Raw genomic sequence first — 15,332 nt, 5'->3', positions numbered from 1 at the left:
CGTTGCGCGCGCTGGAGCGCGCGCGCCGGGTGGAGAGCAGGAGCGCGTCCTCGTATCCGTCGGGCGGCGGCTGGTTCGGCTGAACGCCCGGGCCGGGGCCGCCCGTTCCGGCGCCGTGAGGCCCCGGGCGTCGGCACGGGGGCTGGCCGGGCCGGGCTCAGGCGCGGCTCAGGCGCGGCTCAGGCGCGCACGAAGTCCGGCGCCAGCAGGGCGTGGATGCCGGCGATGTTCCTGCTCAGATAGGCGTTGAGGCTGGGCGGCACCACGTCGACCGAGGACAGCCCCTCCGGGGTGAACGGCAGCCGGACGATCTCGTAGGTGCCGCGCGGCTCGGTGACTTCGGGGCCGTGGCGCAGCGCCGGGTCCATCGAGACCAGCCGGCAGACGAAGAAGTGCTGCACCTTCAGGCCCGGCGGAACGTTCTCCCCCGGCTCGGGCAGGTGCGGAACCGTGTCGACGAACGCCGGCACCACGTCGGTGACCCTGGCCCCCAACTCCTCGAAGACCTCGCGGTGCAGGGCGGCGACCACGCTGGGGTCGGTGGGCTCGACGCCGCCGCCCGGGGTGATCCAGTAGGGCGGACTGCCGGGGCGCACGCGCTTGATCACGATCAGCTCGGGGCCGTCCAGCAGGATGGCCCGTGCGGTGCGCTTGACCACGGGTTGTTCCTGGTCCATGGGATTCATGTGGCCCGTGCGCACCACCGCGAAACCTCCGGCTGGTCGTGCGCCCAAGCGCGGCCCTTGGGAGGCGAAGGCGGTCAGGGGCGGTCAGGGGGCGGCCGCGTCGAGGGCCCGGCGGATGTCGGCGACCAGGTCGTCCGGGTCCTCGATGCCGACCGACAGCCGCACGAAGCCCTCGGGCACGGCGTCCCCGCCCCACCGGCCGCGTCGTTCGGCCGTTGACCTGACCCCGCCGAAGCTGGTGGCGTCGTCCACCAGGCGCAGCGCGGCCAGGAACCGCTCGGCGTGCTCCCGGTCGGGCAGCGTGAACGAGACCACGCAGCCGAAGAACCGCATCTGCCGCGCGGCCAGCGCGTGGTCCCGGTCCTCCGGCAGCCCCGGGTGGCGCAGCCCGGTTACCTCGGGCCTGGCGGCCAACGCCCGCGCCACGGCCAGCGCGTTCTCCGCCTGCCGCGCGACGCGCAGCTGGAGCGTGGCCAGGCCCCGGTGCGCCAGCCACGCCTCCAGCGGCCCCGGGATGGCGCCCAGCACGGTGCGCCACTGCCTGATCTCGTCGACCAACTCCGGGTCGCGCGCGGCGACATAGCCGAGCAGCACGTCGCCGTGCCCGTTGAGCGCCTTGGTGCCGCTGGCCACGGACAGGTCGGCGCCCAGCTCCAGCGGGCGCTGGCCGAGCGGCGTCGCCAGGGTGTTGTCCACGGCGACCAACGCGCCCTGCGCGTGCGCCTCGCGCGCCAGGCGTGCGATATCGCAGACGTCGAGCCCCGGGTTGGAGGGGGTTTCCAGCCAGAGCAGCCGCACCCGCTCCCCGCGTTCCCGCGCCGCCCTGAGCGCGGCCAGCTGGCCGTTGCCTCCGGTGGGCGCGGTGTGGGTGCGCACGCCGCGCTCCTCGGCGCGCTGCCGCAGCCTGGGCCAGATCTGGTAGCCGTCGGACGGCAGCACCACGGAGTCGCCCGGGCGGGTCAGGCTGAGCAGGGTGGCCGAGATGGCGGCCATCCCGGAGGGGAAGACCAGCGCCCGCGCGCCGTCCTCCGGTCCGGGCGACTCCAGCTCGGCGATCGCGCGCTCCAGCGCGACCCAGGTCGGGTTGTTCTCCCGGCCGTAGCCGAACGGGGCCTCCGCCGGGTCGCCCGGCAGGTGGTAGTGGGCGGCCAGCACCGGCGGCGGCATCGGCGGCTGGTACGCCTCGACCGCCGGCAGTCCGGCCCGAACGGCCCGCGTTCCGTCCCCGGTCATCGCTGCTCTCCCGCCGTGTCCGCATCTGGCCTGATTTCGCCGCACAAGTGTACGGCGCGGTGCCGGGCCACGGCGGTGCGGTACGCGGGGTGCTGTGCCGAGCGTGCGTGGCGCGTGCGCGGCGCTCAGCCGGCGGCGCGCAACGCCCTGCGCGCCGTCTCGCCTGCCTGCGGCCCGTAGGAGCCGCCGAAGAGCGCCGCGTGGACCAGGATGTGGTGCAGCTGGTGGAACGGGACGAACGCCGCGCGGTGCGGCAGCGGCCTGACCTCCCGATAGGCGGCGATCAGCCGGTCCAGGTGCGGGCAGCCGAAGAGTTCGAGGAAGGCCAGGTCGGTCTCGGGATGCCCGCCCTGCGCGGCCGGGTCGATCAGCCGTGGCCGCTGCCGGGCCGTCCACAGGATGTTGCCCGACCACAGATCGCCGTGGATCACCGCAGGCGGCTGCGGTGGGCCGGCCAACTCCTCGACACGCGCGCAGAGTTCGGTGACCGACCGGGCGTCGCCCGGGGCGATGCCGCCGTTGTCCACCGCCAGCCGCAGCAGCGGCAGCAGCCGGTTCGCCGCGTGCCACGCCGGCCAGGCCGCCGGGTCGGCGACCCGCTCCGGGGTCGCCAGCGGCACCGGCCCCAGATAGAGGGGGCCCGAGGTTCCGTAGTGCGGGGCCGGGGTGGCGTGCAGCGCGGCGAGCTGGCGGCCCAGGCGCTCCGCCTGGAGCGGCGTCGGCGCGCCCGGCTCGACCCACTCCAGCACCAGCAGCCCGGGCAGCGCGGCCAGCACCTCGGGAACGGCGACCGCGCCCGTGGCGCGCAGCAGGTCGAGGCCGGTGGCCTCGGCCGTGAAGAAGTCGTCCGGCGCGTCCGCCCTGGTCTTGGCGAAGACGGTGCGCCCGTCGTCGAGTTGGACCCGGTGGGCCTCGCAGATGTCGCCCCCGGTGACCCGGCGCGGTGGGCCGGCGAGCGCGCCGCCGCAGACCCGCGCCACCCGCTCGCCGAGCGCGCCGCCGCCGGGGCGGGGCCCGTTCCCGCCGGGCCCGTTCCCGTTCCCGCCGGGCGCGGCGTCGCGCGGTGCGTCGCCGGTCATGCCCGTCTCACCCGACCGCCCCCGTCCGTTCCCGCACGGTCTTCAGCAGCCCGGGCAGGGCCGTCTCGATGATGTCCAGGCAGTCGGCGAAGCCCTCGTCGTCCCCGTAGTAGGGGTCGGGGACGTCGAGTTCGGCGCCCGAGGCGGCCACCGGGCCGGTGTCGCCGAAGGCGCGCAGCAGCCGCACCTTCTCGGCGGCCGCGCGGTCGGGGGCCAGCCGGACCAACTCCCTGTGGTGGCCCCGGTCCAGGGCTATCACCAGGTCGCACTCCTCGAACCAGGAGGCGTCGAACTGGCGGGCGGTGTGGTCGCCCGGCCCGGCCGGGTAGCCGGCGGCGTTCAGGGCGGCCACCGCGCGCGGGTCGGCCGGCTCCCCGGCGTGCCAGCCGCCCGTTCCCGCGCTGTCCACCACGATGCCGGTGTCCAGTCCCTCGTCCACCAGCCGGGCGCGCAGCACGACCTCGGCCATGGGGGAGCGGCAGATGTTGCCGGAGCACACAAAGCAGATGCGATACATGTCGGTCGGTCCTCGGTCCCGCACGGCCGGATTCAGTCGCGATCCAGGATGAGGTTGACCGCCCACGACACGATGGAGATGATCAGGCCGCCCAACACCGCGGAACCGAAGCCCTCGACCTCGAACCTGTCGCCCGACAGCCAGTCGGTGAGCAGCAGCATGAGGGCGTTGATCACCAGGGTGAACAGCCCGAGGGTCAGGATCAGCAGGGGGAGGGCGAGGAGCTTCACGACGGGCTTGACGACGAGGTTCACCACGCCGAAGATCAGCGCCACGACGAGCAGCGTCACGGCCTTGCCGCCGGTGCTCTCGCCCGGCTCACCGATAGTGATGTCGTTCACCAGCCACACGGCGGCGGCCAGGGCCACGGCGTTGGCGATGAGCTTCACGAAGATGGTTGTCATACGGGAGATCGTTTCAGATGGCACCGGCTGCGCAAGGGGAATGAGCGGATGAAGGAGTTCCGGCTGGACCGGCTTGACCTGGAGCGGGCCGCGCACAACGGCGCCTACCTGCGCTTCCTGCGGGAGCCCAGGATGTCCGCTGGCCTCTACGCGCTGGATGTTGGCGCGTCGGACACCCAGCGCCCGCATCCCCAGGACGTGATCAACTTCGTGGTCAGCGGTCGCGCCTCGATGACCGTGGGTGACGAGACGACGGTCGTGGCGCGCGGCAGCGTGGTCTATGTCCCGGCCGGGGCGCCGGCCCGGTTCCACCACATCACGGAGGATCTGCGGGTGTTGGTGGTGTTCTCGCCGCCCGAGGGCTGACCGCCGCCCGAGGGCTGACCGTCGGGCGCGCGGGCTGACCGTCGTGGTCCGTTCCACCCCCGCCCCGGCCCGCGCCCCTCGTCGGTGCGGGCCCCGGCTCTCAGGGTTCGCCTCAGGGAACGGTCAGGGGAGGACCGGGGCCGGTGCGACTCCCGGAGGGCACGGTGCGCGCTTAGCATCGAGTTATCGAGTTATCACGCTGCCGGGCCTCCGCCCGGCGGACGACATGTGTGCGAACAGGAGCCCGGGCCATGAAGGAAGCCTTTATGACACTGCCGTGGTGGGTGCGGTGGATCGCCATCCCCGCCATCGCGCTGGTGGTCTTCGGGGGCCTGCTGATCTCCGTCCTCACCTGGGTGATCGGGTTGGTCTTCCGGATTCTGCTCTTTGTCGCCGTGATCGCCGTACTGATCTTCGTGGTGCGGAAGTTCACCTCTTCCTCCTCCGGCGGGGGTTGGTAGCCCGCCGCCGCCCCTGCCGCGCGCCCCAGCCCCTGCCCCGGGCCCTTGGGACCGGCCCTCCCGTCGAGGCTCCCGTTCCGCCCGTCGAAGTCCCGGCGCCGAACGGCCCGTTCCCCGCCCTCGCCCCTCGCCCACCGGCCGGCCCCTGGGGCGGTCGGTCGGCGCTCACCACCAGCGCCGCCAGCAGCGTCGTCACCGGAACCGAGGCCACCAGCCCGATCGACCCCACCAGGGTCCGCACGATCTCCTCGGCGACCAGCTCGCTGAACGCCACCGTCGTCACCCCGCTGCGCGCGATGCTGAAGAGCAGCAGCAGCGGGAGCGCCGCGCCCGCGTAGGCCAGCACCAGGGTGTTGACGACCGAGGCGATGTGGTCCCGGCCGATGCGCATCGCCGCCGAGTAGAGCTTCCGCCAACCCGCCGTCGGCGCGGCCTGCTTCAGCTCCCAGACCGCCGAGGTCTGCGTCACCGTCACGTCGTCCAGCACGCCGAGCGAGCCAATCAGGATGCTGGCGAGCAGCAGACCCCTGATCTCGATGTCCGGATAGAGGCTGTGCACCAGGCCCGTCTGGTCGTCGGTGTTCCCGGTCAGATGCGCCAGGCCGATGAAGAGCGAGCCGAGCAGGCCGATCAGCAGCAGCGACACCAACGTGCCCAACACGGCCACGGACGTTCGGGCGTTGACCCCGTGACAGAGGTAGAGCGTCACCAGCATGATCACGCTGCCGCCGATCACCGCGACCAGCAGCGGGTTCGAGCCGTGGAGCACGGCCGGCAGGATGAACAGGGTCAGCACCAGGAAGCTGGCCACCAGGCCCACCAGCGCCAGCAGGCCGCGCAGCCGGCCGACCGCCACCACCACCAGCGCGAACAGCGCGCCGAGCAGCAGCATCGGCACCTCGCGGTCCACGTCGACCACGCTGTAGCGCAGCTCCTCCGGCGCCTCGGGGGCGTAGGCGACGACGACCTTCTGCCCCTCGTGGAAGCGCTTGGTCGCGTCGGGCGGCACGACCTCGGTGAACGTGTGCCCGACGTGGGGCCCGCTGGTCACCTCCACGGTGGCCTGTTCGCACGGCCCGCTCACCCCGCGCTGCACCTGCACCCCGAGGTCCTCGCAGGGGTGCTCGGTCAGCTCGGTGACGGACGCCTCCTCGTGCTGCTGGTCGAAGCCGACGCCCGTGCGTTCCTGCTGCTCCGGCGCGCCGCCCGGCCAGAGCAGCACCAGGCCGAGGGCCATCGCCACGCCGAACGGCACCAGCACGGCGGCTATCACCCGCCGCAGATGGTCCGAGACGGGGGGCACCGGGCCGTGCTGGTGGGTGTGGCCGTGGGGGTGCGCGTGCGGGTCCAGGGGGTCCTGGCTGGGGTCCCGGGCCGGGTTCGGGGCCCGGTTCCAGGCGGGGTCGCGAGCGGGGTCCTGAGGGGAGGTCACCGTCCGATCATCGCCTAAGCGACCAGGCCCCCTGTTCATCGCCGCCGTCGTGCCCTTAGCGTGGAGGGGCAAGAATCGTCATCGCGGGAGCTTCGAGCACGAGGCTGAGAGGGCGCTGCGGCTGCGCCGACCGCCGAACCTGTTACCGGGTAATGCCGGCGTAGGGAGCAAGGTCTGATGACCGATCAGCGAACAGGCGCGTCCAGCACGCCCGTCATCGGCGCGCACAAGGGATATCTCACCGGATCTCGCCCGGACATCCGGGTGCCGGTGCGACGGGTCCACCTCACCGACGGCAACACCGTCACCCTCTACGACACCTCGGGTCCGTACACCGACCCCGAGGTGGAGTGCGACGTCCGCGCGGGGCTGCCCGCGCTGCGGCGGCGGTGGATCGAGGAACGGGCGAACGACGGGACCGGGGACGTTACCCAACTGGCCTACGCCAGAAGGGGCGAGATCACCCGGGAGATGGAGTTCGTGGCGCTGCGGGAGAACCGTTCTCCCGAGTTCGTCCGCGACGAGATCGCCGCCGGCCGGGCGGTGCTTCCGGTCAATATCCATCACCCGGAGAGCGAGCCGATGATCATCGGCCAGAACTTTCTGGTCAAGGTGAATGCCAACATCGGCAACTCGGCCGTCACCTCCTCGGTCGACGAGGAGGTGGAGAAGATGACCTGGGCCACCCGCTGGGGCGCCGACACGGTCATGGACCTGTCCACCGGCCGGGACATCCACACCACCCGCGAGTGGGTGCTGCGCAACTCCCCGGTGCCCATCGGCACCGTGCCGCTCTACCAGGCCCTGGAGAAGGTCGGCGGGAAGGCCGAGGAACTCAGCTGGGAGGTCTACCGCGACACCGTGATCGAACAGGCCGAGCAGGGCGTCGACTACATGACCGTGCACGCCGGGGTGCTCCTGCGCTATGTGCCGCTGACCGCGCGGCGCAGGACCGGGATCGTCTCCCGGGGCGGCTCGATCATGGCGGCCTGGTGCCTGGCCCACCACCGGGAGAGCTTCCTCTACACGCACTTCGCCGAGCTGTGCGAGATCCTCGCCGCCTACGACATCACGTTCTCGCTGGGCGACGGGCTGCGCCCCGGCTCCATCGCGGACGCCAACGACGCGGCGCAGTTCGCCGAGCTGCGGACGCTGGGCGAGCTGTGCGCGGTGGCGCGCGAGCACAACGTGCAGACGATGGTGGAGGGTCCGGGGCACGTCCCGATGGACAAGATCAAGGAGAACGTGGACCTCCAGCAGGAGATCTGCCGGGAGGCGCCGTTCTACACCCTGGGCCCGCTGACCACCGACATCGCGCCCGCCTACGACCACATCACCTCGGCCATCGGCGCCGCGATGATCGCCTGGTGGGGCACCGCGATGCTGTGTTACGTGACGCCCAAGGAACATCTGGGGCTGCCGGACCGGGACGACGTCAAGGCCGGGGTGATCGCCTACAAGATCGCCGCGCACGCCGCGGACCTGGCCAAGGGCCACCCGGGCGCCCAGCTCTGGGACGACGCGCTCTCCGACGCGCGGTTCGAGTTCCGCTGGGAGGACCAGTTCAACCTCTCCCTCGACCCGGACACCGCCCGCGCCTACCACGACGAGACGCTGCCGGCGGAGCCGGCCAAGACCGCTCACTTCTGCTCGATGTGCGGGCCGAAGTTCTGCTCGATGAAGATCAGCCAGGACATCCGGGCGGACTTCGGCGATCAACTCGAAGCCGGAGCCGATCAGTTGTCAACTGACGAGATCGAGCGGGGGATGGCGGAGAAGTCCCGCGAGTTCGCGGAGTCGGGCCAGCGGGTGTATCTGCCGCTGGCCGACTGAGCGGCCCCGGTCACGCACCGGAACGGCGCCGGTCCCGGGCACCCGGGACCGGCGCCGTTCCGCGCCCGAGCCCACCCGTTGGTGACTGTCGGTAACGACTAGTAAGCTCTCTGGCAAGCTGGTGAGACGTCAGCGAAATCAGGGGGTGGCGACGATGGCGTCGGATGTCGGGTCCGTCTCGGCTGAGGGATCGGTGGAGGTGCTGTCGGTCGGGGTCGGGAGCTTCGACGGCAGAGTGGTTTGGGAGGACCTGGGGTTCGTCCGGGAGCGGGTGGCCGAGGTGGCGCGCGCTTTCGAACGGTTCGGCATTCCAGTGCACACCGTGCTCGACGCGAGCAGAAGGGAGATCGACGAGGCGATCACGAGCCGGATCGAGCCGCTCGATGCGACAACCGCGCCCGAGCTGCTGATCGTTCACCTGCTTGGGCACGGCCAGGCCAACACGGACGGCCAACTGCGGTTCGTGGCCAGGGATGGGCGTACCGTCGATGTGGCCTCGTGGATGGCGGCGGCACAGGAGGAGGCCGAACTGGCCGAGGGCGGACGGCGCTTCGTCTTTCTTGTCGACACCTGCGAGGCGGGCGCGGCCACCGGTCGGCAGTCGGTCAGGGAGTTGGGAGGCGAACGCGGCGTCTGGTCGCTGGGTGCCGCCGTCAGTGGACTGCCCACGGAGCGCGGCAGGTTCAGCGGTTGGGTGGCGCAGGCCCTCCACCGGCTCGCGGACACCGACTTCGCGCTGGACGCAGGGCCGCTCGACTTCGCTCAGTTCGTGCGCGAACTGTTGAGCTTGACCGCCGGTGAGCATGACAGGTGGCGGATCTCCTTCGGATTCGGCCTCGAACAGGGTGATGGGGACTGGCCGTTTCTGCCCAATCCGCGCACGATCCAGCTCACTCCGGAGCAGATCGAGGAGCAGCGCAGATCGCTCTGGTACGTCCCCGGGCAGGATCTCGGCACCCAGATCGCCGCCGGCTCGGAGATCGACGACGCCGTGTACTTCATCGACCGCGCCTCGGGCCGGGGGCTGGTCTCCGCCGACTCCTCCCGTGGGTTCTTCACCGGTCGGGTCGAGCAACTCGCCGCTCTACGGGCCTGGTTAGCCGACGAGACGCAGCCGCTGCTCACCGTCACCGGAGAGGCCGGCTCCGGCAAGTCGGGGCTGCTCGGCGTGGTCGTCTGCGCCGGACACGCGCAGATCCGTGACCGGGTACGTCCGCTGTGGGCCATCGCTGACCCGGAGCTGCCCGAGATCCCCGGCATCGTCGCGCTGCACGCGCGGCAGCGCGACCCCCAGCAGATCGTCGAGGTGATCGCTGACCGCGCCGGGCTGACCATGCCGGAGCCGGAGTCGCCGGAGGGGGAGCCGGAGCAGTGGCAGGAGGAGTCCTCAGGTCACGTGGCGCGCAGGTGGACCAGGAGGTCGCTGCGCGAGGCGTTGGAGCGGGAGAACCGACACAGGCTGATCGTCATCGACGCAATAGATGAGAGCACTGAGCCGGCGGAGGTGTTCGCCCTGGTGCGGAGTGTCGGTGGCGCGGGAGCGCCCTGCCGGTTCCTGCTGGGCGGCCGCCGCGAAGTGCTACCGCCCCCCGAGGAGTTCGAGCCCGGAGAGGTCGCCTGGGTCGATCTCGACGCCATCGCCACCGACACCGCTGAGAAGGACGTGCGGGACTACCTCACACGGTTGCTGCGGGCCAGCGAGCCCTACGACACCGGTCCGGCCGCCGCGTTCGTCGAGCTGATCGCTGACATCGCAGCTCCCCGGCTTGTGCGACGGGAGGAGGGCGTCAGTGCTTGGGGGCCGTTCCTCCTCGCGGGCATGTTCGCCCACTATCTGGTCACCCTGCCGAGCCCGCCCGGCAACCGGATCGACGCGGAGGCCCACGCCGAGCGCGCTACTGGGGATCTGCCCCAGATCCTGGAGCGGGTGTTGGACACCAGGGCGGCCGAGTTCCCGTTGCTGCGACCTCTGTTGGCGGTCCTCGCCCGCTCGCGGGGAGATGGGATGCCCCTGACCGTGCTGTGCCGCTGCCTGGCCGAGTTGGTGGAGGACGCAGGGGAGATCTCGGAGCGGGACTGCCAGCGCACCCTCCGGGAGGCTTCGCCCTATTTGAGTACCGGGATCGAGCCGGGGAGCCGGGTGGCGCTCTACCGCCTCTTCCACCAAGGCTTGGTGGACTATCTGCGTCGCTTTCCACATGGCAAGCACGCACCACTGGCGGCGGGGGACGAGGAGCGTGCCCTGGAACAGACCGTGCTCGACGGCCTGTTGGCGGAGCAGGCGGCGGAGGCGGTCGAGGGGAAGTCGGTCGATGGAGGTGACGGCTGGGCGAGGGCGGAGCCCTACCTGCTCAGCCATGTGCTGGCTCACGTCTGGGGGGCCCGCTCGGGAGAGTGGGCCGAACGGCTCCTCAGCGACCCCCACTTCCTGGTCCGCTTTGACCTCAACCAGGACGTTCGCGCCCTGGACCTGGCCAGGTCTCCCCAGGCAGTCGACTGCCTTCGGCTGCTGCGGATGTCCTGGCGCGCCCATGCTCGGTTTACCAGCCCGGCGGATCGCGCGGCGCGGCTGGCCTTCGACGCCCACCGGGTGGATCTCCAGGCCCTGGAGGCCCAGTTCGGCCGGCTCGCCGAGGGCCTCACCCCCAGGGATGGCGTTAGGGCGCTGCCCCTCAGCTGGGCCATCGGCGGTACGGAGGACCACAGCCTCCGTCAGCTCACCGCGTCCGGTACGGAGGGGGTTCGGTGCGCGGCCTTCTCCCCCGACGGCACGCTTTTCGTCGCGGGTACGTACCTCGGCAGTGTGCGGGTCTGGGAGACCGAGTCGTGGCAGCCCGTGGTGGCGCTGAGACTGCCGGTCAGCGAGGGCTGCTTTTCGGTCGCATTCTCGCCCGACGGCCGCCGACTCGCCGCCGGAACGCTGGGCTACGGCCTTGGAAACGTTGTCCTCTGGGACTCGGCGAACGCTTGGGAGCAGGCCGGCCGGCTGCCCGGACACGGGGCGACCGCCGTCGTGACGTTCTCGGCGGACGGGGGCTCGCTGGCGACCGGCGGTGCCGACCACACCGTCGCGGTTTGGGATATCCGGGGCGACGAGCCGACCCTCCTCAAGCGCCTCCTTCTCAGGGAAGTCGTCAGCGGGCTGTCGTTCCACCCCGAGGAGCCTGTCCTGGCCATCGCCGGGCACAAGGGCATTCGACTCTATGACACTGCGACAGGCTCGTGGCTCGAAGAGGACGCGAGCCCCGTCTTCACGGGCTGGTCGAGTGCGGTGGGTTTCTCCCCGGACGGTCGCCGACTCGTCATCGTGGATGACCGGGGTATCACTCACGTGCTCTCTACGGAGGACTACCGGACCGTTCACGAGATCGCGTCGCCGGGCCGCTCGATCAGTGGTGCCCTGGCCTTCTCCTCGGCTGAAGCACGGCTGGCGAGCGTCTCCGAGGACACCATCCAGATCTGCGCTTTTGAGCAAGGGACCGTCACCGCCACGCTCCACGGGCATCAGAGCAGCATCAACGATCTGGCGTTTAGCCCGCGCGATCCCTCGTTGCTCGTCAGCGTTGCCGACGACGGAACCATCCGGCTGTGGAGGGTGACCGACCAGGAGCAGCGGGGCCAGCGGCGGCTGTTGCTCGACCCGCGCAGGGTGGCCCGCTCGCCGGCCGGCGGGATAGCGGCCGTTCTTGATGGCGAGGGCCGGCTGGCGCTCCTCGACCTTGTCACCGGCCAGCAGCGCGCCATGGTCCCCCTGGGGACGCGAATGGCGCCCTGGCAGGTCGACTTCTCTCCCGACGGGGAGACCCTGGCCGCCTTCACCAGGGACGGCACGCTCCACCTGGTTCGCCTGTCGGGCCAGACACCGGGCGTCTTGCGGGTCAACACGCGGGACGGGGCCGTTCCACTGCCAGACATACCCCAGCTGATGGCGACCGCGGAGCGGAAGTTCTGCTTCTCGCCGAACGGTTCTCGGATCGGCCTTCAAGTGAGGGAGAGGGCCTCCGTCTGGGCTATCACGGTCTGGGACATCCGCGGCCTCCGTCAGGTGGGCCGGATAGCCCTGCCCGAGCGAGCGGACTCCTTCGAGTTCGCCGGCCCCGACCGGCTGGCCGTGGTGGTCGGCGGCGTGCTGGCCGTCTTCGAGGTGCCGGCGTGACGCGGGCGTTGGGGATACACGGGGTGCGGAACTACCGCGCCGGCGACGCCGACCCGGAGGCCGGGGCCACGCGGCTGCGCGCCGCGTGGGCCGCCGCGCTTGGACCGGACTCGGGGCTCGACCTGCGGACGGCGTACTACGCCGACCTCCTGCGCGGTCAGCGCCAGGGCGACCAACTCGACGAGGCCGAGGCGGAGTTCGTGACCCGCTGGGCGGCGGCCTGGGGGGTGGACACCAGCGCTGTCCAGGGGCGGGCGACCGGCTGGCTGCGCTGGGTCTGCGGGCAGGTCGCCCAGCGGGCCGGGGCCGCTCCGGCGGTGGTCGAACGCGCCGTGCGGCTGTTCTTCCCCGAGGTCACCCGGTACTTCGGCGCCCCGGCGCGGGAGCGGGTGTTGGATCGGGTCGTGCGGGCGCTGGAGCGGCACCGGCCGAGGATCGTCATCGCGCACTCGCTGGGCAGCGTGGTCGCCTACGAGGCCCTGCACCGGCTGCCCGAGCCGCGCGTCGACCTGTTCCTCACCCTGGGCTCGCCGCTCGCGCTGCCGGCCGCGATCTTCGACCGGCTCCAACCGCCGCCGGTCGCCGGTCTGGGTGCGCGCCCGCCCGGGGTGGCGCGTTGGGTCAACGTCGCGGACGTCGGCGACTTCGTCGCCGTCCCGCGCGGCCGGCTGGCCCGGGTCTTCGCCGGGGTCGAGTCGGTCGACGACATCTCCGTCGCGCCGCTGTGGCCCCACAACGTCCTCGACTATCTGGGACATTCCGTCGTGCGGGACATCCTCGCCGTCCCGCGCGGGCAGTAAGTCCGGGGCGCCCGGGTCCGCCCCACCACGAGAGCGGTCGAGCCGTCCCCGGGCGGTCCTCGCCAGCGGTCAACGGGAACGATCCACGGGAGCGACCAACGGGAACGGTCGCTCCCCGCACGGGACCCTGCCCGTCCCGCACGGACCCTGCCCGTCGCGAAACCATTCGAGCCGAAGGGAACGTCATTCCGTCGTGATTCCCCTCTCCCCACCGGACCCCAAGCGGGTCCCGCAGCAGGGCCAACGGACCGTCGGCACGGGGCACATGATCGTCTGCGGCGACGACGCGTTGGCCGTGCGGCTCGCCGAGGAGCTGCACGACGTCTACCGGGAGCGCGTCACGCTGGTCATGCCGCCGGCGGACGGTGGCGGCGGGGGCGGCGAGGCCACCGTCGGGGCGCGGCCCCGGGTCTCCGCGCTCATCGGCCGGGTCTCGGCGGCGATCAACCGCCCCTCGAACGCGCCCGTCGCCGGTGCCCCCGGCACCCCTGGCGCCCCCGGCGACGACACCACCGGCGGCGGCATCCGCGTCCCCATCGGGGAGATGACCGCCGCCGAACCCACCCAGGAGGTTCTCCGCCGGGCCGGCGTGGCCAACGCCACCGCGCTCGCCCTCGTCTACGACGACGACGAGACCAACCTGCGCGGCGCCCTCGCCGCGCGCCGGCTCAACCCCCACCTCCGCCTGGTCATCCGCCACTACAACCGCCGCCTGGGCCAGCACCTCGCCCAACTCCTCGACCAGGCCGCCTCGGTGGCGCTGCCCGACACCGATCCGAGAGAGCTGGACGCGGCCACGACCGTGCTGTCGGACGCCGACACCGCGGCGCCCGCGCTCGCCGCCACCGCCGTGGCCGGCACCCGCAAGGTCGTCCGCGCCGACGGGCTGCTGCTGCGCGCCGTGGAACGCACCCCGCCGGCCAGCGGCGAAATCGCCGACCCCGGGCTGTGCACCCTCGCGTTGCTCTCGGCCACGGTCAACGACCCGGCGGGCGCCGAGGGTTCCGACAACAGCGGGCCGCAGGGCCCGCAACTCCTGCCCGACGACCGGGCGGTGGGCGAGGCCACCGGGCGCGGCACCGTCGTGCTGGAGACGGTGACCCACGCGGGCCCCGCGTTACCCCCGCGACGGCTGGCGCGGCGGATGGCGCCGCTGGCGGAGATCTTCTCCCGCCGACTGCGGTACTCGCTGCTGGGCGTCGCGATCGCCGTGCTGGCCCTCGCGTTGACGCTGTGGCGGACCACCGGCGGCGACGTGCTCAACGCCGCCTATCTGACGCTGCTCGACCTGTTCGCCATCGGCGACCCGGCGGTCGACGAGCCGGTGCCCCGGCAGACCATCCAACTGGTGTCGGGGCTCGTCGGGTTGGCGCTGTTGCCGATCCTGATCGCGGCGGCGCTCCAGGCGCTCGGCGCGTTCCGTGGCACCGCCAACCTGCCGCGCCCGCCGCGCGGCCTCTCCGGCCATGTGGTGCTGCTCGGCCTGGGCAAGATCGGCACCCGGGTGCTGGCCCAACTCCGGGAGATGGACATCCCGGTGGTGTGCGTGGAGGAGGACCCCGAGGCCAGGGGCATCCCGTTGGCTCGCCGGCTCCAGGTTCCCGTGGTGCTCGGCGACGTCACCCAGGAGGACGTGCTGGAGTCGGCCAAGATCCACCGGGCGCGCGCACTCCTCGCGCTGACCAGCGCTGACGCCACCAACCTGGAGGCGGTGCTGCACGCCAGAAGCGTCAAGCCCGACCTCAGGGTGGCGCTCCGCCTCTACGACGACGACTTCGCCACCGTCGTCTACCGCACCCTGCGCGCCGCGCACCCGGAGGCGCTCACCCGCAGCCGGAGCGTCTCCACCCTCGCCGCCCCCGCGTTCGCCAGCGCGATGATGGGGCGGCAGATCCTCGGCGCGATCCCCGTGGAACGGAAGGTGCTGCTCTTCGCCGCGCTGGAGGTGGCCGACTTCCCACGGTTCCGGGGGCGGACCGTGGCCGAGGCGTCCCGGCCCGGGGCCTGGCGGGTTCTCGCCCTGGACCTGTCGGCGCCGGGGGAACGGCATCCCGACCTGTCCGCCGTCCGCGCCCCGGCGCATGGCGGCGGCACGGGCGGGCTGCTGTGGGACGTGCATCCCGGCTATGTGCTGCGGGCCAGGGACCGGGTGGTGGTCGCCGCGACCCGGCGCGGGCTCGCCGAACTGCTGGGCCGGGGCACGGCCGGAACGCCGGGCCCGGCCGACGGGGGCCGCCGCACCGGGGCCTGACCCCGGTGCCCGGTGCCCGGTCCTTGGCCCGGGCGCCCGGCCACGCGGACGCCGGTCGCCCGAAGCCCCGGTCGCCCGAACCCGACGCGGCGCTCCGCCCTGACGCGACGCTTG

General features: G+C 72.4%; 12 protein-coding genes. 6 read left to right on the top strand and 6 right to left on the bottom strand.

The window, feature by feature from the left end:
• Nucleotides 1–179 precede the first annotated feature (179 nt).
• The 5 genes from EBN88_RS11060 to EBN88_RS11040 all read right to left on the bottom strand — a co-directional run bounded on the left by EBN88_RS11060 (nucleotide 180) and on the right by EBN88_RS11040 (nucleotide 3,919).
• The gene (locus EBN88_RS11060) at nucleotides 180–677 is read right to left on the bottom strand and encodes an NUDIX domain-containing protein (RefSeq protein ID WP_122183649.1); all 498 of its coding nucleotides are present in this window, start codon (nucleotides 675–677) and stop codon (nucleotides 180–182) included.
• Between the two features lie 93 nt (nucleotides 678–770).
• Nucleotides 771–1,919, bottom strand: coding sequence for a cystathionine gamma-lyase (locus EBN88_RS11055; protein ID WP_122183648.1), 1,149 nt, complete (start codon nucleotides 1,917–1,919; stop codon nucleotides 771–773).
• A gap of 125 nt (nucleotides 1,920–2,044) precedes the next feature.
• Nucleotides 2,045–2,998, bottom strand: coding sequence for a fructosamine kinase family protein (locus EBN88_RS11050; protein WP_122183647.1), 954 nt, complete (start codon nucleotides 2,996–2,998; stop codon nucleotides 2,045–2,047).
• Nucleotides 2,999–3,005: 7 nt separating this feature from the next.
• A complete protein-coding gene (locus EBN88_RS11045) occupies nucleotides 3,006–3,515 on the bottom strand; it encodes a low molecular weight protein-tyrosine-phosphatase (protein ID WP_122183646.1) in 510 nt (169 codons plus the stop codon).
• A gap of 32 nt (nucleotides 3,516–3,547) precedes the next feature.
• The gene (locus tag EBN88_RS11040; RefSeq protein ID WP_122183645.1) at nucleotides 3,548–3,919 is read right to left on the bottom strand and encodes a phage holin family protein; all 372 of its coding nucleotides are present in this window, start codon (nucleotides 3,917–3,919) and stop codon (nucleotides 3,548–3,550) included.
• A 48-nt stretch (nucleotides 3,920–3,967) separates the two neighbouring features.
• On the opposite strand from EBN88_RS11040, the gene EBN88_RS11035 reads away from it, so the two are divergent.
• Nucleotides 3,968–4,285, top strand: coding sequence for a cupin domain-containing protein (locus EBN88_RS11035; RefSeq protein WP_122183644.1), 318 nt, complete (start codon nucleotides 3,968–3,970; stop codon nucleotides 4,283–4,285).
• A 251-nt stretch (nucleotides 4,286–4,536) separates the two neighbouring features.
• Nucleotides 4,537–4,746 (top strand): DUF5326 family protein, encoded by a 210-nt coding sequence (locus tag EBN88_RS11030; protein ID WP_122183643.1) that lies wholly within the window; start codon nucleotides 4,537–4,539, stop codon nucleotides 4,744–4,746.
• Here the strand turns inward: EBN88_RS11030 and EBN88_RS11025 are convergent.
• Nucleotides 4,715–6,217 (bottom strand): YibE/F family protein, encoded by a 1,503-nt coding sequence (locus tag EBN88_RS11025; RefSeq protein WP_122183642.1) that lies wholly within the window; start codon nucleotides 6,215–6,217, stop codon nucleotides 4,715–4,717. The two genes, EBN88_RS11030 and EBN88_RS11025, sit on opposite strands and share 32 nt — an antisense overlap.
• 138 nt (nucleotides 6,218–6,355) lie before the next feature.
• Here EBN88_RS11025 and thiC point away from each other — a divergent pair, with 138 nt between their 5' ends.
• The 4 genes from thiC (at nucleotide 6,356) to EBN88_RS11005 (ending at nucleotide 15,218) form a co-directional block, all read left to right on the top strand.
• Nucleotides 6,356–8,011 (top strand): phosphomethylpyrimidine synthase ThiC, encoded by a 1,656-nt coding sequence (gene thiC / locus EBN88_RS11020; RefSeq protein ID WP_122183641.1) that lies wholly within the window; start codon nucleotides 6,356–6,358, stop codon nucleotides 8,009–8,011.
• 154 nt (nucleotides 8,012–8,165) lie between these two features.
• Nucleotides 8,166–12,167 carry a WD40 repeat domain-containing protein gene (locus EBN88_RS11015; RefSeq protein ID WP_158621354.1) on the top strand — a complete coding sequence of 1,334 codons (4,002 nt, stop codon included), beginning with the start codon at nucleotides 8,166–8,168 and terminating at the stop codon, nucleotides 12,165–12,167.
• Nucleotides 12,164–12,967 carry an alpha/beta hydrolase family protein gene (locus EBN88_RS11010; RefSeq protein WP_147472703.1) on the top strand — a complete coding sequence of 268 codons (804 nt, stop codon included), beginning with the start codon at nucleotides 12,164–12,166 and terminating at the stop codon, nucleotides 12,965–12,967. Before EBN88_RS11015 ends, EBN88_RS11010 begins: the two co-directional genes overlap by 4 nt.
• 265 nt (nucleotides 12,968–13,232) lie before the next feature.
• Nucleotides 13,233–15,218: an NAD(P)-binding protein gene (locus EBN88_RS11005; RefSeq protein ID WP_122183656.1), complete on the top strand. Its 1,986-nt coding sequence runs from the start codon at nucleotides 13,233–13,235 to the stop codon at nucleotides 15,216–15,218.
• Nucleotides 15,219–15,332 lie beyond the last annotated feature (114 nt).

The organism is Streptomyces triticirhizae, from assembly GCF_003696235.1.
Taxonomy (GTDB): domain Bacteria; phylum Actinomycetota; class Actinomycetes; order Streptomycetales; family Streptomycetaceae; genus Streptomyces; species Streptomyces triticirhizae.
This window is presented reverse-complemented; position numbering and strand designations above follow the sequence as displayed.